Below are 17,504 nucleotides of genomic sequence, written 5' to 3' on the forward strand. Positions count from 1 at the left end.
GGCGCGCGCCCCTACGTCCCCGCCCCGGACGCGTTCGGGTCCGGCGCGGCGCCCGTCCCCGAGCAGAGCGGTTCGCCGTTCGTCTCCGGCCCGCAGCGGCCCCTGGCACCCGGCGGTCCGCCCCGCTCGGCCCCGCCCGAGCAGACCCAGGTGCGCCCGCCCGCCCCTCGCCACCCCGGCCAGTTCGGCCCGCCCCCGGCGGACCCCACGACGGCCCTGCCGGCTCCCGTCCCGAACGGCTACGCGGGCTCCGACGCGGCGACCACGGCCATCCCGGCCCGGCGCCCGACCGAGGCCGGCGACCAGGCCGCGGGCGCCACCGAGGTCGTCCGGCTGCCCCCGCGCGAGGAGGCCGCGCCGGCCGATGCCGAGCAGACCCGGCTGACCCCGACCGACCCGGACGAGACCCGCACCACCCGCAGGACCCAGGCCGACCGCGACAGCGAGCGCGAGATCGCCGTCAGCCGGATCGACGAGTCGCTGGTCCGGATGACGGCCGCGCACGCGGGCCTCGACCTCTCGCGGGCGACGGACGACGAGGACGGGCAGGAGCCCCCGCCGCCCGTCTCGACGCGCAGGCGGGCGAGCCGCATCGCGGTGCGCCTGCTCGTCGCCGCCGTCGCGCTGGTCGTGCTCAGCGCGGCCGGGCTGGGCTGGGGCGCCAAGATGTGGCTCGACGCCGGCATCCGCGACGCCGCCGCGCTCGACCTCGCCTCCAGCGCCATCGTCGACGGCGACGCCCAGGCCGGCGACCGCAACGTGCTGATGGTGGCCTCCGACCGCTCGCGCGACCCGGCGACCCGCGCCGACACCGTGGTCGTGGCGCACGTGCCGGCCGGTGGCGGGCCCGTCGTGGTGCTGTCGGTCCCGCACAACCTGGAGATCAACCGGCCGGCCTGCGACCAGTGGGACGCGGCCACCGCGTCCTACACCGACGAGTCGGCCCGGCCGGAGGCCAACACCCAGCTGATCACCGCGCTCGACCTCGGCGGGCCGCGCTGCATCACCCGCGCCGTCCAGCAGCTCACCGGCCTGGCCATCACCCAGTACGTCGGGCTCGACCTCGGCGCCGTGGAGGGCCTGTCGGCGGCGATGCAGGGCGTGGAGGTGTGCGTGCCCACCCCGGTCGTCGACGGCACCCTCGGCACGATCGTCGCCGACCCGGGCACCGGCCGGCTCGACGGCGTACGCGCGGCCGACTTCGTCCGCGCGCTCGACGTCGCCGGCGACCCGGCCTCCGAGGTCGGGCGCATCGACCGCCAGCAGGAGTTCCTGACCGCGGTGCTCGACCGCACCCTCGACGAGCGCTCGCTGCTCGACTACGGCCGGCTCACCCAGATGCGCCCCGCGCTGCGCGAGGCGCTGCTCGTCGACGGCGGCGAGCTGGACGACGTGCTGGCGCTGTCGCGGTCGCTGCGCGGGCTCGACGGGCCGGGCGTGGTGTTCGCGGTCGCCCCGACCACCGGCGGCACCGACGGCGTCGGCAACGCCGTGCTCCGCGACGCCGACGCCGCCGCCGTGTTCTCCGCCGTCCGGGAGGACCGCGAGCTGCCCGAGGAGGCCGACCCCCTGGAGGCGGTGACCGGCCCCACCCCCGCCGAGCTGCGGGTGCAGCTGCTGAACGCCTCGGACGTCCCGGGGCGGGCCGAGCAGGTGGGCGGGGCGCTCGGGGCGCTCGGCTTCGGCGTCGGCGAGGTCGGCAACGCCGACGTGGGCACCAACGACACCATCATCAAGTTCTCGCCCGACCAGGCCGCCGGCGCCGCGCTGCTGGCCTCGTCGGTGCCGTCGGCGACGTCGGTGCCCGACCCCGGCTCGACCGGGGTGCTGCAGCTGGTCCTGGGCCGCTCGTTCGACGACGTCATCCAGCCGCCGGCCGCCCCGGCGCCGGTCGACCCGAACGTCGCGGCGCTGGACCCGTCGACGCCGCGGGCGAACTGCCCCTGACCGTTCACCTCCGGTTCACCGCGCCGGACGGCCCCAACCGGGCAGCCCCACTAGTCTCGTGTCATGCGGGACGTCTACCAGGAGCAACTTGACCAGCTGGCCGAAGTGCTCGCCTCCATGTGCGAGCGGGTCGCCGCGGCCATGGAGCACGCCACCCGCTCCCTCCTGGAGGCCGACCTGCAGCTCGCCGAGCAGGTCATCTCCGAGGACGTGCACGTCGATGAGATCCGCGCGGTCGCCGAGGAGCGGGCGTTCGCGCTGCTGGCCCTGCAGGCGCCGGTCGCCACCGACCTGAGGATCGTCGTCTCGGCCATCCACGGCGCGGGCGATGTCGAGCGCATGGGCGACCTCGCCCTGCACGTCGCCCAGGCGGCCCGCCGCCGCCACCCCCAGCCGGTGCTGCCCGACGAGGTCGTGCCGTACTTCGCCGAGATGGGCCGCGTGGGCGTGGCGCTGGCGAAGAAGGCCGCCGACGTCATCCGCAGCCGGGACGTGGCGCAGGCCGCCCAGCTGGAGGAGGACGACGACGCCATGGACGACCTGCACCGGCACATGTTCACGGTGCTGATGGACCGCAGCTGGAGCCACGGCGTCGGACCGGCCGTGGACATCACCCTGCTGGCGCGCTTCTACGAGCGCTACGCCGACCACGCCGTCGCGGTCGCGCGGCGGATCGTCTACGTGGTCACCGGGCAGATGCCCGGCCCGTTGACCGTCTGAGGGTTCACCGGGCCCGGCAGCGGGCATCCCGGAGCATGGGCCTGGGAACGCGCACCGCAGAGGTCATCGGCAGTTCCACGCGCTCCCTGGACGAGGCGGTGCGCGACGGCATGGCGCGGGCCGCGCGCCTGGGCGCGCTGTGGGCCCGGATCACCCGGATCAGCGCGCGCACCTCCGCCGACGAGCACGAGGTCTACCGGGTGAGCCTGCTGATCGGGCTGCGGCTCGCCCAGCCCACGACCCCACCGCCGTTCACCCCCAGTTCACCCGTTGCACGCTGTTGACCAGCAGCGCAGCCCCTACCCTGCCGGATGTGCCCGCTCCTCCGCTCGACCAGCAGCTCGACGAGCTCGCCGAGCTGCTCGGCCGCATGTGCTCCGCCGCCGCCGGCGCCCTGCACAGGGCCACCGCGGCGCTGCTGGAGTCGCGCGAGCGCCTGGCCGCGCAGGTGATCGCCGACGATGCCGCCGTGGACGCGCTGCGGGCCAGGGTCGAGGACGTGGCGGCCGACGCGCTGTTGTTCCACAGCCCGGTCGCCGGCGACCTGCGCACGGTCGTCTCGGCCATCCGCGCCGCGGGCGACGTCGAGCGCATGGGCGACCTCGCCGTGCACGTGGCGAAGGTCGTGGGGCTGGGCAGGCGGGTGCCCGACGAGGTCCGCGACGACATCGCCGAGATGAGCCGGGTGGCCGTCGAGCTGGCGCTCAAGACCGCGGAGGTCGTGCGCTCCCGCAACGTCGTCATGGCCGTCGAGCTGGACTCCGACGACGACGCCATGGACGCGCTGCACGAGCACATGTTCGAGGTGCTGATGGCCCCGAGCTGGCCCTACGGGGTGCCGGCCGCGGTCGACCTCACGCTGCTGGCCCGCTACTACGAGCGCTTCGCCGACCACGCCGTCACGGTGGCCCACGAGACGGTCTACGCCGTCACCGGCACCGTCGAGAACGAAGTTGTCGCGATTTTGGACCGGTCCAACGCGCAGTAACTTCGTTCTCGACGGGAGGGGTCAGCCGAAGCGGCCGGAGACGTAGTCCTCGGTCGCCTTCTGCTTGGGCTGCGAGAAGATGGTCCTGGTCTCGTCCATCTCGACCAGCTTGCCGGGCTTGCCGGTGCCCTCGATGGTGAAGAAGCCCGTGTAGTCGCTGACCCGGGCGGCCTGCTGCATGTTGTGCGTGACGATGACGATCGTGTAGTCCGTCTTCAGCTCGTTGATCAGGTCCTCGATCGCCAGCGTGGAGATCGGGTCGAGCGCCGAGCAGGGCTCGTCCATCAGCAGCACGTCGGGCTGCACGGCGATGGCGCGGGCGATGCACAGCCGCTGCTGCTGGCCGCCGGACAGGCCCGAGCCCGGCTTGTCGAGCCGGTCCTTGACCTCGTTCCACAGGTTCGCGCCGCGCAGCGAGCGCTCCACCAGGTCGTCGGTGGCGTCCTTGCGCATGCGCTTGTTGTTGAGCCGCTGCCCGGCGATCACGTTGTCGTAGATCGACATCGTGGGGAACGGGTTGGGCCGCTGGAAGACCATGCCGATCTGGCGGCGCACGCCGACCGGGTCGACGCCGGCGCCGTAGAGGTCGGTGCCGTCGAGCTCCAGCCTGCCCTCGACGCGCGCGCCCGGGATGACCTCGTGCATGCGGTTGATCGAGCGCAGGTACGTCGACTTGCCGCAGCCGGAGGGCCCGATGAGGGCCGTCACGGTCTTCGGCCGGATGCTCATGTTCACGCCCTCGACGGCGCGGAACGAGCCGTAGTAGATGCTCAGGTCGATGGCTTCGATCGCCTTGCCCATGGCGCGGCTCCTATCGGGTCTTCGGCGCGAACAGGCGCGCGATCAGGCGGGCGGCGAGGTTCAGCACCATGACGATGACGATCAGTACCAGGGCGGCCGTCCACGCCCGGTCGATGTACGGGTCGCGCGGGACGCCCGGCGCCGCGTAGGAGTAGTACGCGAACACCGGCAGCGTCGCCTGGCGCCCGTCGAAGGGGTTGAAGTTCAGCCCGGTGGTGATGCCGACGGCGATCAGCAGCGGCGCCGTCTCGCCGATGACGCGGGCGATGGCCAGCGTGATGCCCGACGCGATGCCGGCGACGGACGTCGGGATGACGACCTTGAGGATCGTTCGCCACTTGGGCACGCCCAGCGCGAAGGCCGCCTCGCGCAGCTCGTTCGGGACGATCTTCAGCATCTCCTCGGTCGCCCGCACGACCACCGGGATCATCAGCACCGACAGCGCCACGGCGCCGGCGAAGCCGAGCCGCACGCCGGGTCCGGCGAAGAGCGCGAACAGGGCGTAGGCGAACAGCCCGGCCACGATCGACGGGATGCCGGTCATGACGTCGACGAAGAACGTGATGGCCCGGGCCAGCCGGCTGCCGGCGCCGTACTCCACCAGGTAGACCGCGGTGAGCAGGCCGATCGGGATGGACATGGCTGCGGCCAGCGCGGTGATGACCAAGGTGCCCGCGATGGCGTGGTAGGCGCCGCCGCCCTCACCGACGATGCCGCGCATCGAGGAGTTGAAGAACTCCACGTCGAACCGGGCGATGCCGTTGCTGAGCACCGTCCAGATGACGGAGATCAGGGGGATGAGCGCGAGCAGGAACGCCGAGGTCACGACGATGGTGACGACCCGGTCGGTGGCCTTGCGCGCGCCTTCGACCACCCGCGACAGCGCGTAGAGGCCCACGGCGAACAGCACGACCGTCAGGAAGACGAACAGCCCGACGCTGAACGCGCCGGTCGCCGCCAGCAGCCCTCCGACGACGACCGCGGCCGCCGCCAGCGCGCCGGGCGTGCTCCACCGGGGCAGCCGGCCCTGGCGGGCGATCTTGTCCTCGGTCGGCCTGACCGCGGCGGTGCGCTCGGCGTCGCGCTTGTCGGTGTCGATGCTCATCAGTTCGCCCCCGAGAACTCGCGCCGCCGGTTGATGACGAACCGGGCCACCGAGTTGACCGCCAGCGTGATCAGGAACAGCACCAGGCCGGACGCGATCAGCGTGTTCACCTCGATGCCGGTGGACTCGGGGAACTGCAGCGCGATGTTCGCCGCGATCGTCGACGGGTTGCCCGAGCTGATCAGGTTGACGGTCACCGCGCCGGAGACCGACAGGATGATCGCGACGGCCATCGTCTCGCCGAGCGCGCGACCCAGGCCGAGCATGGCGCCGGAGATGATCCCGGAGCGCCCGAACGGCAGCACCGCCATCTTGATCATCTCCCAGCGGGTGGCGCCCAGCGCCAGCGCCGCCTCCTCGTGCAGCTTGGGCGTCTGCAGGAAGACCTCGCGCGACACCGCCGTGATGATCGGCAGGATCATCACGGCCAGGGTGACGCCGACGACCAGCATGGTGCGGCCGGTGGCCGACACCGGCCCGGCGAACAGCGGGATCCAGCCCAGGTAGTCCTGCAGCCAGGTCATCAACCCGACCGAGGCCGGGGCGAGCACCGCGACGCCCCACAGGCCGTAGACGATGCTCGGCACCGCGGCCAGCAGATCGACCACGTAGCCCAACGGCTGGGAGATCCGGCGCGGGGCGAAGTGCGTGATGAACAGGGCCACGCAGACCGCCAGCGGGGTGGCGATCAGCAGCGCGAGCACCGCGGCCAGCAGCGTGCCGAACACGAGCGGCCAGATGTAGGCGACGATCCCGCCGCCGCCCGGGATCTCCTCGGCGGGCGCGACGAACGCCGGCGCGGCCTCGGTCACCAGGAACGCGGCCACCCCGGCCAGCACGACGAGGATGAGGATGCCGGCCCCGGTGGCGAAGCCGGCGAAGATGCGGTCGCCGGGCTGGACGACGGGCTTGCTGGATGGCGGCGCAGGCGCCGTCGCCGGGGCGGGTCCCGGGCTGGTGTCGGTGCTCACGTGGTCCCTTCCGGCGGGTCTCGCGGAAGTAGTAGGGCTGGTCGGCCGGGGAGCCCGGGCGGATCAATGATGGAGTCCGCCCGGGCCCGGTGACCAGGAACTGTGCTGCGGTCGATCAGCCGGCGGCCGAGATGGCCTCGACGGCAGGCGCGTACAGGCTGCGCTGCTGGGCGGTGATCGGCGCGGAGCCGGCGGCGCCGGCGGCGGCCTGCTGGCCGTCCTCGCTGATGACGTAGCCGAGGAAGCCCTTCACCAGGTCGGCGGTGGCCTGGTCGGGGTAGCTGGCGCAGGCGATGTCGTAGGACACCAGCACGATCGGGTAGCTGCCGGCCGCGGTGGTGTCGCGGGCCAGCTCGATGGCGAAGTTGTTCGCGCCCCGGCCCTCGACCCGCGGCGACGCGGCCACGACGGCCGCGGCGGCCTCGGCGGTCGGCGCCACGTAGTCGTCGCCGACCTTGACGTTGGCCACGCCGAGGCCCTTGGCCTGGCTGGCGTCGGCGTAGCCGATGGTGCCCTGGCCGCCGCTCACCGCGCCCACGACGCCCGAGGTGCCCTGGGCGGCCTCGCCGCCCTGCACCGGCCAGGCGCCGTCGGGCTCGTACGGCCACGCCGGGCCGGCCGCGGCCACCAGGTACTCGGTGAAGTTCTCGGTCGTGCCCGACTCGTCGGACCGGTTGACCGGGGTGATCGGGGTGGCCGGCAGCGCCACGCCCGGGTTGTCCGCGGCGATGGCCGGGTCGTCCCAGGTGGTGATCTGCCGGTTGAAGATCCCCGCCACGGTGGCCGGGGCCAGGTTGAGGGTCGGGACGCCGTCCAGCTTGTAGATGATCGCGATCGGCGAGATGTACACCGGGAGCTCGATCACGCCGTCCGGGCCGCCACAGCGCTGCTGGGCGAGCGGCAGCTCCTCCTCGTCCAGCGCCGCGTCGCTGCCGGCGAAGGCCACGCCGCCGCCGGTGAACTGGTCGCGGCCGGCGCCGGACCCGCTCGGGTCGTAGTTGATGGTCGCGTCCGGGCTGACGGCGGTGAACCCGGCGATCCAGGCCTCCATCGCCGCCTGCTGCGAGCTCGCGCCCGCCCCGGAGATGGTGCCGGACGCGGAGGCGGCCTGCTCGCCGCCCGAGCCGGACGCCGCGGGCGCGGCGGACTCGTTGGCCGCGCCGCAGCCCGCGAGGAGCAGGGCACCGCTGGTGGCCAGCCCCATCGCGGCGATTCGAGCACGCGAGGCGTGCCGCACGGTCTTCACTCGTGGTCCTCCGTCGATCGAGCGTTACGGCCGATTGGCCGCTCGGCGCAGGACGCTAGGTAACCGGAGTGGACGCGTTCCCCCGCGCAGGTGAACGAGGGATGAACACCTGGGTCAGGCGTGTTGCTCCATGCCCCGACCGGCGCCGTGACCAAGCCGTGACCTGCACGGACATGATCCGGATCTCACCCCCGGACGGTGGCCGGGAGGTGAACGGGGGTCAGCGGGCGTACGAGACGTCCGTGCTCCATCGGGTGAAGCCGAGCTTCTCGTACACCCGGACGGCGGCGGTGTTGTCGGCCTCGACGTAGAGCATCACCCGGCGCAGACCGCGGGCCCGGAGGTAGGCCAGACCGGCCGCGGTGAGTGCTCCGCCCAGCCGCCTGCCCTGCTCCGCGGGGTCCACCCCGACCACGTACACCTCGCCGATCGGGTCTTCGCCCGACTCCGCGGGGTGGATCTTGGTCCAGTGGTAGCCGAGCAGCCGGTCGTCGGCGTTCACGGCGAGCAGGAAGCCCTCCGCGTCGAACCACGGCTCGGCCTCGCGCAACCGGACCTGTGACAGGTCCCACCCGCCCTGCTCGGGGTGCCAGTGGAAGGCGGCGTTGTTCACCCGCAGGAACTCGGGCTCGTCCTCGCCGACGACGAACGAGCGCAGCCGGACGCCCTCGGGCAGGACCGGCTCGGCGATCGGCTCGGCCAGGTCGCGGCGCAGCTGCCACAGCTCGCGGACCCGGCGGAAGCCGAACCGCTGCGCGAGCGCGGCGGCACCGGGGTGCTCGCCGTGCGCCCACACGCGCACCGGGCCGTCGACCTCGGTCAGCACCGCCTCGACGATCCGCGCGCCCAGACCGGAGCGGCGGTGCGCGGGGTGCACGGCGAGCTCGCCGGAGGCCGGCTCGGCGGGCTCGGCGGACCGGTCGAGGTGGGCGACGCCGACCAGCTCGCCCGACGGCGTCGTCGCGAGCAGCTGGGCGGTACCCGCGCCGTCGAGGTGCAGCAGCGCGTCGTCGGAGAAGGGTGCCGTGCCGTCGGTCGCGGCCACCGCGGCCGCGAAGGCCCGCACGTCGTCGATCGCGGCGGCGTCCAGACCGCGGCGCCAGGACAGCTCGATCACCGCGTCGACACTACCCGCGGGGGCTAGCGGGGCGCGTCTAGAACTAATTTGTCGTTATCAACAGGGCCTGTGGATCACGACAAGTTCGTTCTCGACGGGGGTTGGCGGCTCAGGAGCGGCCGGCGAACCCGGACAGCCCGGCTCGGTCGGACTCGTCGCCGTCGCCGTCGGGGCCGTCGTCGCCGAGGACGCCGACCGCCGGCACCCCCAGCTGGCCCCGGCTGGGCCGGACGAACTTGTAGCCCACGTTGCGCACGGTTCCGATCATCTGCTCGTGCTCGGCGCCGAGCTTGGCGCGCAGCCGCCGCACGTGCACGTCGACCGTGCGGGTGCCGCCGAAGAAGTCGTAGCCCCACACCTCCTGCAGCAACTGGGCGCGGGTGAACACCCGGCCGGCGTGCTGGGCGAGGTACTTCAGCAGCTCGAACTCCTTGTAGGTGAGCTCGAGCAGGCGCCCGCGCAGGCGCGCCGCGTAGGTGGCCTCGTCGATCACCAGCTCGCCCAGCACCAGGGCCCCGCCGTCGCGGCCGGCGTCGGCGCCGGGGCGCGACTTGAGCAGCCGCAGGCGCGCGTCCACCTCGGCCGGGCCGGCGCCCGGCAGCAGGATCTCGTCGACCACCCACTCGCCGGAGACGGCGACCAGCCCGCCCTCGGTGAGCACCGCGATGACCGGGACGTCCATGCCGGTGCTGCCGAGCAGGCGGCACAGGCTGCGGGCGGCCACGAGGTCGGTGCGGGCGTCGACGAGCACCGCGTCGTGCGGGCCGGCGTCGAGCAGCGCGGCGACCTCGGGGGCGGCGGTGCGCACACCGTGCGGAAGCAGGGTCAACGCCGGGAGCACGGAGCCCGGGTCGGCGTCGGCGGTCAGCAGAAGGAGTTCCACGTGGTGCCTCCTCTCACGGCGGAGGTCGGGCGCCCTCGGCACGGCGCGCGTCGACCCTTCACGGCATGGCGACGACGACGCACCGTTCACGTCCGCGCGACGTGGCGTAAACACGACGGCTCGGACAGGAGGAGAATAGTCGGTGAACACCACCGGGCACGAGCCTCGCGGCGCAACTCACCCCAGTCCGCTCCGCCATGACCAGCAGCGACACGGCGCGCGGGCGGTCGTCGCGTGATCAGCGGCCCGTCCCGACCGCGCGGCACCGGCCCGGCGGAGGGCACCGGGAGTGCCGGCTCTACGGTTGGTGCGCGCCCGGTGACGGCCGGACGCGCCACGAACGGAGGTCGGATGAGGCGGCTGGTCATCGCGCTGCTGGTGCTGGCCGGGCTGCTGGTCGCCGCCGACTTCGGCTCGGCCGCGCTGGCCGAGTCCGCGGTGTCCCGGCAGATGCGCTCCCAGCTGGGCCTCGAGGACGACCCGGCGGTGCGGATCAACGGGTTCCCGTTCCTCACCCAGGCCGTCTCCGGCACCTACTCCAGCGTGGACGTCGACGCCAACCGCATCGCGGTGGGCGACCTGCGGGAGCTGTCGGTCTCCGCGCAGCTGCGCGACGTCGAGGCGCCGCTGGCGATGCTGCTCGGGTCGGGGGAGAAGGTCCTGCAGGTCCGCGAGGTCGAGGGCACCGTCAGGGTGCCGGCCAACGACCTGGAGCGGCTGGTGCCCGACGTGGCCGACCTGCGCATCGAGACGCTCGACGCGAACGCGCTGGAGCAGGCCGCCGAGGACGCCGACGACCCGCAGCTCGCCGGGCTCGACCCCGAGCGCTCGGTGCGCCTGGTCGGCACCGGGACGCTGCCCGAGTCGCTGCCGGTCTCGCTGCCCGGGCTGTCCGGCGGCGACGAGATCGAGGTGACGGTGATCGCGGCGCTGGAGCTGGCCGACGGCCGCATCCGGATCGAGCCGCGCGACGTGCAGCTCGGCGGCGCCGCCCAGGACCTGCCGAACATCCCCTCCGCACTGCTGTCCGGGTACGCCGACAAGTTCGAGGTCCCGATCGACCCGGGCGCCCTGCCGCTGGAGGTCACGCCGACCGACGTGCGCGCGGTGAACGGCCAGATCGAGGTCAGCGGGAAGGCCGCCGACCTCACCCTCGGGCCGGGGTCCCCGCTGTCGACCGGCTGAGCCCGAACCGGTGAGGCTGCCCACGGGCTGGGAGAACTTCCCGATGGGCAGGACAATTCGGTTATCCTCGGCGCCGTGAACTGGCCGCTGACCCGTCGCCGCGCAGTCGATCTGTGCCGCGTCGGCAGCTGCCTGTGTCGGGCCTGCTGAGCGCATCCGCGCGTTCCGGCCCTTCCCGCGTGCCCTCGGGGGCAGCCCTCTGGCTGCCGCACGTGCCGGGCCGGGCGCTCCAGCAGCCCCCTACCCGCAGCAGCCGCACACCATCACGGGAGCACCGCATGAGCCGCCAGGACGTCCTGGTCACCGCCGACTGGGCGGAGAAGAACCTCGGTACCGACGGGATCGTGTTCCTCGAGGTCGACGAGGACACCGCCGCCTACGACGGGGGCCACCTCCCCGGCGCCGTCAAGATCAACTGGACGACGGAGCTGCAGGACGCGGTCCGCCGCGACATCGTCGACAAGACGCAGTTCGAGCAGCTCCTCTCGGCCAAGGGCGTCGCCGACTCCGACACCGTCGTGCTCTACGGCGGCAACAACAACTGGTTCGCCGCCTACGCCTACTGGCAGTTCAAGCTCTACGGCCACGCCGACGTCAAGCTGCTCGACGGCGGGCGCAAGAAGTGGGAGCTCGACGGCCGCACGCTGACCACCGAGGTGGCCGCGCGCCCGGCCACCACCTACACCGCCCAGGAGCCCGACCTGTCGATCCGCGCGTTCCGCGACGAGGTCGTCGACGCGATCGGCACGAAGAACCTGGTCGACGTCCGCTCGCCGGACGAGTTCTCCGGCAAGATCCTGGCCCCCGCGCACCTGCCGCAGGAGCAGTCGCAGCGGCCCGGCCACGTGCCGACCGCGGTCAACATCCCGTGGAGCAAGGCGGCCAACGAGGACGGCACCTTCAAGTCCGACGAGGAGCTGGCCAAGCTCTACGGCGAGGCCGGCTACGACGACTCGAAGGCCACCATCGCGTACTGCCGCATCGGTGAGCGCAGCTCCCACACCTGGGTCGTGCTGCACGAGCTGCTCGGCCACGGCGACGTCAAGAACTACGACGGCAGCTGGACCGAGTACGGCTCGCTGATCGGCGTGCCGATCGAGCTGGGCGCCCCGAAGGTCGGTGCCTGATGTGCGGCGCCCCTGACCAGTCGATCTCCCTGCCGGCCGGCACCGACCTGTCCAAGCAGACGGTGCTCGCCGGCCGGGTGGTCGCCGGCGGCGAGCCGGTGGCCGGCGCGTTCGTCCGGCTGCTGGACGGCACCGGCGAGTTCACCGCCGAGGTGGTCGCCTCGGCCAGCGGCGACTTCCGGTTCTTCGCCGCGCCCGGCACCTGGACGCTGCGCGCGCTGTCCCGCGCGGGCAACGGCCAGACCGTGCTGCAGGCCGAGGGCCCGGGCCTGCACCTGGCCGTGGTCGCCGTCGCCGGACCCGCGGGCGTGGGGGGAACGGGGCTCTCCGCCCCGCTCCCCCCACGACCCGTCGGCCAGAGCCGCCAGCTTCTGCGCCTCGTCGATCGCCACGGTCAGGTGGATGCGCGGACCCTCGTCGGTGGCCCGCCACGTGTACTCGTGGTTCGTCTGCACGATCTCGGTACCGTCGGCGCGGAGGAAGTGCCAGCGCAACCGCACCCTGGTCAGCTTGTCGCTGATCTCGTCGACGCCCAGGACCTCCGGGCGGACCTCGGCCGCGCCGAACTGCGCGTAGTACCCCGACGCCTGGTCCAACGCGGCCCGCAGCTCGTCGGGCCCGGCCAGGGTGCCGACGAACTCGTCGGCCATCGCCATGCACGGGAACCCGTACCGGGAGACGGTCGTCTCGACGTCGCCCTCGACGAGCGCCCTGCCGTAGGTGGTCCAGAACTCGTGCTGATCCACGCCGTGGTCCATCAGGTCTCCTCGCAGAGTGAGTGGACGAGCTTGGCCATCGCCGACTGCGCGCTGGCCGACGACCGGGGTCCGATCGCCGCCAGCGCCGCCACCAGCGCGGCCGCCTCGCCCGGGGTGAGCTCCACCGGGGGGAGCGCGGTACGGGCGTCGATGCGGTGCCCACCGCCGGCCCCGTGCCGGGTCCGGATGGGGACCCCGGCCGCCACCAGGTCGGCGACGTCGCGCTCGACGGTGCGCACGGTGACGCCGAGCCGCTCGGCCAGCGCCCTGGCCGACAGCGGCCGGGGCGCCCGCGCGCGCAGCTCCTCGATCAACCGGTGCGCCCGCTCGACGCGGGACAGGTAGGGCTGTACCGATGCCACGCACCGACCGTAGGACGCCATGTCCGACACGCCCGTGTCGGACATCGCCACGGCAGCACGAAAGCCCCAGCCGCGTGGCGGGGGCGGCCGGCCGGCCGGCCGTGACTAGGCTGGGCCGCCGTGCACTGGATCCTCACCGGCATGCTGATCGTCGCCAGCCTGGCGACGGCGGTCTACACCGGCTACCTGATGCGGCGCCTGTTCACGCTCGAACCGGGCGCCCCGGACGTGGCCGACGCCGCGCGGGACCAGGACGCACCGTCCCAGCCAGCACCGACCGAGCCGGCCCCGACCGAGCCGGTCGCGGCGCAGCCAGCAGCACAGGAGTAGGCGTGAGCGAGCCCCAGATCACCGGCGAGACCCCCGCCCCGAGCCACGCCGCCCCCGACTCGCCGCAGCGCAACCGCCCCCGGTGGGTCGACCTGCCGGTCGAGGACGACACCGCGAACCTGCGCGAGGGCCCGAGCCTGCACGACCAGTGCCTCGGGCTGCTGCCGCTGGTCGGCGTGTGGCGGGGGCTCGGCGAGGTCGACTACCCCACCATCGAGGGCCCGCAGCGGTTCGGCCAGCAGATCGTGTTCGCCCACGACGGGCGCCCGTTCCTGTCCTACGAGTCCCGCTCCTGGCTGCTCGGCCCCGACGGCGAAGTGCTGCGCCCGGCGGCCCGCGAGACCGGCTTCTGGCGCCCCCAGCCCGACGGCCGCGAGATCGAGGTGCTGATCACCCACGCGACCGGGATCACCGAGATCTTCTACGGCAAGGCCCGCGACCTGCGCTCCTGGGAGATCGAGACCGACGCCGTGGTGCGCACGGCCTCGGCGAAGGACGTCGTGTCCTCGCACCGGCTCTACGGCATCGTCGACGGCGGCGACCTCGCCTACGTCGACGAGCGGGCCATGGAGGGCCAGCCCCGCCAGCCGCACCTGTCGGCGCTGCTGAGCCGGATCGCGGGTTAGCGGCCGCTCCGGCCTCCGACCCGCCCACTCCGGCCCCCACTGCCGGCCTCGCGCGGTCGTCCTCGCAGGGCCCCTGCGCTCTTCACAGCCTCCGCGGAGGCTGTGAAGGGCACACCGCCTCTGTGAGGACGGCGCGCGGCGCAGCGGCGGGGTCAGGCCGGCAGGCTCAGGCCGTGCGCGACGTCGAGGGCGACCGGCCGGCCCGGTCGGGGCCGTTGGGGCCGCGCTCGCCCTTGTCGGCGTCCGGGCGGCCCTGCTTCGGGTCGCCCGGCTTCTGCTGCTGGGCCGAGGCCAGCACGGTGGCGTCCGGGCCACCGGGACGGCCACCGGGGCGGCCGTTGCCGCCCTGGTTCTTGTTGCCCTGGTTGTTGCCCTGATTGTTACTGCCCTGGTTGTTACTGCCCTGGTTGTTGTTGCCCTGGTTGCCGCCCTGCGGACCGTTCTTCGGCGGCTGGCCCTGCCCGCCGCCGGGGCCGCGGCCCGGTCCGTGCTGGCCGGTCTTGGGCGGCGGGTCGACCTGGCGGGTCGGGTCGGCCGGGCGGATCGGCGCGGAGCCCCTCGGCGGGGCGGCCTTGACCATCGCGGTCGGGTCCTGGGTGGGGTTGCCGCCCTGGCGCTGCTGACCACCGGGCTGGGCGCCGTCCTTCGGCCGGAACAGGTCGCCGACGTCGGGCACGTCGCCCGGCGGGCGCATCGACGACGGGGCCTTGTCGACGGCGGGGAAGCCGCCGCTGGGCAGCCGGTGCGCGGCACCGCCCTTCGCGCCGGGCGGGCCACCGCCGGGGCCGGGGCGACCGGGCTCGACCGGCCGCGACGGCGGCTGCTGCTGGCCGCCGCCGGGCAGCGGGTGGTGCGGGGAGGACTTGGGGCCGCCACCGGGGCCGCCGGGGCCCTTCGGGGGGTTCGGCCGGGCGGCGACCGTCGGGTCGGCGACCTGGGGCGGGCGGTTGGGGCCACCCGGCCCCTGACCCGGCCGCCCGGGGCCACCCTGACCACCGGGGCCGCCCTGACCGGGCGCGCCCCCGCGGGCCGCCGCCGGGGCGGGAGCGGGGGAACCGGGCCGCGGGCCCGTAGGTCGTCCACCCGGGGATTCCATGCCGGGGGTCGAGCCACCTTGTCCGCCGTCGCGCGTCCTAGGGGGTGTGCCCGGCGACGCCGGGGGAGGCGAGGACATGCGCGAGGTGGGAGCGGCAACCGGTGCTTCGCGCTGCATGCCGTCGCGCTGGACGCGCAACTGGCCGATCTCGGCGAGCAGCGCGTCGCGCTGGCGGGTCAGGTCGGCGAGCTGGGCCTTGACCCGCTCCTCCTCCGCGCGGGCCGCCGCACGGGCCCGGTTGCGGATGTCGGCGGCCTCCTCCTCGGCCTTCGCCACGATGGCCTGCACGTCGGGACCGCCGTCGGGCGGCATCCCGGGACGCGGGCCGGGGGTGGGCCTGCCGACCGCGGACAGCGGCTGGCTGCGCACGATGTCCAGGTCGGAGCGCATGCGCACGATCGCCCGCTGCAGGCGGGACACGTGCTCGTCGACCTGCCGGCGGTCGTAACCGCGGAGGACGACGTCGAACCGTGGGACGCCGCCACCGACGCCCGCTTCCGTCGTCATCGCTGGTTCTCCCCGAAGGTCACACCCTGCATCTGGCCGAGGGTAGGTAGATCGTCGTCGTCACAACGACCCGTTCACTCGCTCGGAGCATACCGGGGTGCGGGCGGTCGCCTCCGCCGCCGGTGCGGTGCGGCCGCCCGACGCGACCTCCGGACCGGTGCCGACGACGGCCTACCATCGGTGGGGTGACCCCCACGTCGATGGTCGAGCCCGGGAGCGGAGCGTCGGCGCTGCGGGACGAGCTGCACCAGCGCGGCCTGCGGATGACCCCGCAGCGCCAGCTCGTCCTCGACGCCGTGCGGGACCTGGGCCACGCCACCCCCGAGCAGATCTGCACCCGCGTGCAGCGGTCCGCGCCCGCGGTGAACATCACCACCGTGTACCGCACGCTCGACCTGCTGGAGCGGATCGGGGTCGTCCGGCACACGCACCTGGGCCACGGCGCCCCCAGCTACTCCGCCGACGATCACCAGCACGTCCACCTCGTGTGCCACGACTGCGGCACCGTCGCCGAGGTGCCCACCGAGCTGATGGGCGGCCTGGCCGAGCAACTGCGCGCCGCCGAGGGCTTCCAGCTCGACGTCACCCATGTCGCCCTGTCGGGCCGCTGCCGCGACTGCACCGAGACCGAGGCCAGCCGATGAACGAGCTCGACACCCCCACCGTCCCCGCGCACCGCGGCGATCCGCTCGCCGAGCAGCGGGCGATGGCCCGCTCCGCCGCCGTCGTCGACCGCTCCGACCGGGGCGTGATCGCCGTGCCCGGCGACGACCGGCTGAGCTGGCTGCACCTCATCCTCACCCAGCACGTCAGCGAACTCCCCGCCGACACCGGCACCGAGACGCTCGTCCTCGACGCCAACGGCCGCGTGCTGCACCACGCCGTCGTCGCGCACGTCGGCGACGCCGTGTACCTCGACACCGAGCCCGGCGAGCTGCCCGAGCTGCTGGCCTACCTGACCAAGATGGTCTTCTGGTCGAAGGTGGAGCCGCGCGACGCCTCCGCCGAGCTGGCCGTGCTCAGCGTCGTCGGCCCCGACACCCCCGCCGTCCTGCAGGCCGCCGGGGTCCCCGTCCCGCAGCGCCCGCACGGCGCGCTGGCCCTGCCCGGCTCCGCCGGCTTCGTCCGCCGCATGGACTGGCCGGCCCCCGACGCCGCCGACCTCCTCGTCCCCCGCGCCGAGCTGCCCACCTGGTGGGAGCGGCTCACCGGCGCCGGCGCCCGCCCGGCCGGGACGATGGCGTTCGACGCGCTGCGCGTCGAGGCCACCCGCCCCCGGCTGGGCGTCGACACCGACGAGCGCACCATCCCGCACGAGGCCGGCTGGATCGGTTCGGCCGTGCACCTCACCAAGGGCTGCTACCGCGGCCAGGAGACGGTCGCCCGGGTCGCCAACCTCGGCCGCCCGCCCCGCCGCCTGGTCCGCCTGCACCTCGACGGCGGCGACGAGCACCTGCCCGGCCCGGGCGACCCGGTCCTGCGCGACGGCCGCGCGGTCGGCCGCGTCGGCTCCGTCGTCCAGCACCACGAGCTCGGCCCGGTGGCGCTGGCGCTGGTGAAGCGCTCGGTCCCGGTCGACGCCGATCTGGTGGCCGGGGAGGGCGAGCACGCCTCCCCCGCCACCATCGACCCCGACTCCTACGCCCCCGACGACGACGCCCCCCGCCCCGGCCGGGCGGCCCAGCTCCGCACGCGCACCACCCACTGACGCACACCCACTGACCGCCACACGTCT

General features: G+C 74.1%; 19 protein-coding genes and 2 pseudogenes. 12 read left to right on the plus strand and 9 right to left on the minus strand.

Features of this window, described 5'->3' with window-relative positions; genetic code table 11:
* From KIK08_RS10070 to phoU (KIK08_RS10085), 4 genes are all read left to right on the plus strand, one after another.
* A partial coding sequence (locus KIK08_RS10070) for an LCP family glycopolymer transferase (RefSeq protein WP_214402782.1) occupies nucleotides 1–1,947 on the plus strand: 1,947 nt, incomplete at its 5' end.
* 63 nt (nucleotides 1,948–2,010) lie between these two features.
* On the plus strand, nucleotides 2,011–2,667 hold the full coding sequence (phoU, locus tag KIK08_RS10075) for a phosphate signaling complex protein PhoU (protein WP_214402783.1): 657 nt from the start codon (nucleotides 2,011–2,013) through the stop codon (nucleotides 2,665–2,667).
* Between the two features lie 35 nt (nucleotides 2,668–2,702).
* Nucleotides 2,703–2,951: a dodecin domain-containing protein gene (locus KIK08_RS10080; protein ID WP_214402784.1), complete on the plus strand. Its 249-nt coding sequence runs from the start codon at nucleotides 2,703–2,705 to the stop codon at nucleotides 2,949–2,951.
* A gap of 29 nt (nucleotides 2,952–2,980) precedes the next feature.
* A complete protein-coding gene (gene phoU / locus KIK08_RS10085; RefSeq protein WP_308257539.1) occupies nucleotides 2,981–3,655 on the plus strand; it encodes a phosphate signaling complex protein PhoU in 675 nt (224 codons plus the stop codon).
* A 21-nt stretch (nucleotides 3,656–3,676) separates the two neighbouring features.
* On the opposite strand, the gene pstB is transcribed toward phoU (KIK08_RS10085), so the two are convergent.
* The 6 genes from pstB to KIK08_RS10115 all read right to left on the minus strand — a co-directional run bounded on the left by pstB (nucleotide 3,677) and on the right by KIK08_RS10115 (nucleotide 9,778).
* A complete protein-coding gene (gene pstB, locus KIK08_RS10090) occupies nucleotides 3,677–4,456 on the minus strand; it encodes a phosphate ABC transporter ATP-binding protein PstB (protein WP_214402785.1) in 780 nt (259 codons plus the stop codon).
* A gap of 10 nt (nucleotides 4,457–4,466) precedes the next feature.
* The gene (pstA, locus tag KIK08_RS10095; RefSeq protein WP_214402786.1) at nucleotides 4,467–5,561 is read right to left on the minus strand and encodes a phosphate ABC transporter permease PstA; all 1,095 of its coding nucleotides are present in this window, start codon (nucleotides 5,559–5,561) and stop codon (nucleotides 4,467–4,469) included.
* Complete coding sequence (gene pstC, locus KIK08_RS10100; RefSeq protein ID WP_214402787.1) at nucleotides 5,561–6,532, minus strand: phosphate ABC transporter permease subunit PstC; 972 nt, start codon at nucleotides 6,530–6,532, stop codon at nucleotides 5,561–5,563. The genes pstA and pstC overlap by 1 nt, the downstream gene beginning before the upstream one ends.
* 115 nt (nucleotides 6,533–6,647) lie before the next feature.
* Complete coding sequence (pstS, locus tag KIK08_RS10105; RefSeq protein WP_408004659.1) at nucleotides 6,648–7,769, minus strand: phosphate ABC transporter substrate-binding protein PstS; 1,122 nt, start codon at nucleotides 7,767–7,769, stop codon at nucleotides 6,648–6,650.
* Nucleotides 7,770–7,998: 229 nt separating this feature from the next.
* On the minus strand, nucleotides 7,999–8,868 hold the full coding sequence (gene mshD, locus KIK08_RS10110; RefSeq protein ID WP_408004660.1) for a mycothiol synthase: 870 nt from the start codon (nucleotides 8,866–8,868) through the stop codon (nucleotides 7,999–8,001).
* Nucleotides 8,869–9,004: 136 nt separating this feature from the next.
* Nucleotides 9,005–9,778: a winged helix-turn-helix transcriptional regulator gene (locus tag KIK08_RS10115; RefSeq protein ID WP_308257541.1), complete on the minus strand. Its 774-nt coding sequence runs from the start codon at nucleotides 9,776–9,778 to the stop codon at nucleotides 9,005–9,007.
* A 351-nt stretch (nucleotides 9,779–10,129) separates the two neighbouring features.
* Between KIK08_RS10115 and KIK08_RS10120 the strand changes: the two genes are divergently transcribed.
* From KIK08_RS10120 to KIK08_RS10130, 4 genes and pseudogenes are all read left to right on the plus strand, one after another.
* Nucleotides 10,130–10,963: an LmeA family phospholipid-binding protein gene (locus tag KIK08_RS10120; RefSeq protein ID WP_214402789.1), complete on the plus strand. Its 834-nt coding sequence runs from the start codon at nucleotides 10,130–10,132 to the stop codon at nucleotides 10,961–10,963.
* Between the two features lie 75 nt (nucleotides 10,964–11,038).
* Nucleotides 11,039–11,113, plus strand: a complete 75-nt coding sequence (locus KIK08_RS42220; RefSeq protein WP_408004661.1) for a putative leader peptide — start codon at nucleotides 11,039–11,041, stop codon at nucleotides 11,111–11,113.
* 128 nt (nucleotides 11,114–11,241) lie between these two features.
* Nucleotides 11,242–12,090, plus strand: coding sequence for a sulfurtransferase (locus KIK08_RS10125; protein WP_214402790.1), 849 nt, complete (start codon nucleotides 11,242–11,244; stop codon nucleotides 12,088–12,090).
* A pseudogene (locus tag KIK08_RS10130) lies at nucleotides 12,090–12,386 on the plus strand (DUF1416 domain-containing protein); the annotation flags it as partial. The gene KIK08_RS10125 and the pseudogene KIK08_RS10130, both read left to right, overlap by 1 nt.
* A gap of 105 nt (nucleotides 12,387–12,491) precedes the next feature.
* Here the strand turns inward: KIK08_RS10130 and KIK08_RS42370 are convergent.
* A pseudogene (locus KIK08_RS42370) lies at nucleotides 12,492–12,848 on the minus strand (DUF6841 family protein); the annotation flags it as partial.
* Nucleotides 12,848–13,210, minus strand: coding sequence for a helix-turn-helix transcriptional regulator (locus KIK08_RS10135; RefSeq protein ID WP_214402791.1), 363 nt, complete (start codon nucleotides 13,208–13,210; stop codon nucleotides 12,848–12,850). The gene KIK08_RS10135 and the pseudogene KIK08_RS42370, both read right to left, overlap by 1 nt.
* A gap of 120 nt (nucleotides 13,211–13,330) precedes the next feature.
* On the opposite strand from KIK08_RS10135, the gene KIK08_RS39775 reads away from it, so the two are divergent.
* Together KIK08_RS39775 and KIK08_RS39780 are read left to right on the plus strand one after the other, a co-directional pair.
* Nucleotides 13,331–13,540: a hypothetical protein gene (locus KIK08_RS39775; RefSeq protein ID WP_250556695.1), complete on the plus strand. Its 210-nt coding sequence runs from the start codon at nucleotides 13,331–13,333 to the stop codon at nucleotides 13,538–13,540.
* A gap of 17 nt (nucleotides 13,541–13,557) precedes the next feature.
* Nucleotides 13,558–14,166 (plus strand): heme-binding beta-barrel domain-containing protein, encoded by a 609-nt coding sequence (locus tag KIK08_RS39780; protein ID WP_308257550.1) that lies wholly within the window; start codon nucleotides 13,558–13,560, stop codon nucleotides 14,164–14,166.
* Nucleotides 14,167–14,332: 166 nt separating this feature from the next.
* On the opposite strand, the gene KIK08_RS10145 is transcribed toward KIK08_RS39780, so the two are convergent.
* On the minus strand, nucleotides 14,333–15,769 hold the full coding sequence (locus KIK08_RS10145) for a hypothetical protein (RefSeq protein WP_214402793.1): 1,437 nt from the start codon (nucleotides 15,767–15,769) through the stop codon (nucleotides 14,333–14,335).
* A 200-nt stretch (nucleotides 15,770–15,969) separates the two neighbouring features.
* On the opposite strand from KIK08_RS10145, the gene KIK08_RS10150 reads away from it, so the two are divergent.
* Both KIK08_RS10150 and ygfZ read left to right on the plus strand, forming a co-directional pair.
* On the plus strand, nucleotides 15,970–16,413 hold the full coding sequence (locus tag KIK08_RS10150) for a Fur family transcriptional regulator (RefSeq protein WP_214402822.1): 444 nt from the start codon (nucleotides 15,970–15,972) through the stop codon (nucleotides 16,411–16,413).
* On the plus strand, nucleotides 16,410–17,477 hold the full coding sequence (gene ygfZ, locus KIK08_RS10155) for a CAF17-like 4Fe-4S cluster assembly/insertion protein YgfZ (RefSeq protein WP_214402794.1): 1,068 nt from the start codon (nucleotides 16,410–16,412) through the stop codon (nucleotides 17,475–17,477). Before KIK08_RS10150 ends, ygfZ begins: the two co-directional genes overlap by 4 nt.
* The last annotated feature ends 27 nt before the right edge of the window (nucleotides 17,478–17,504 follow it).

The sequence above is a fragment of the Pseudonocardia lacus genome (assembly GCF_018531445.1).
Classification (GTDB): domain Bacteria; phylum Actinomycetota; class Actinomycetes; order Mycobacteriales; family Pseudonocardiaceae; genus Pseudonocardia; species Pseudonocardia lacus.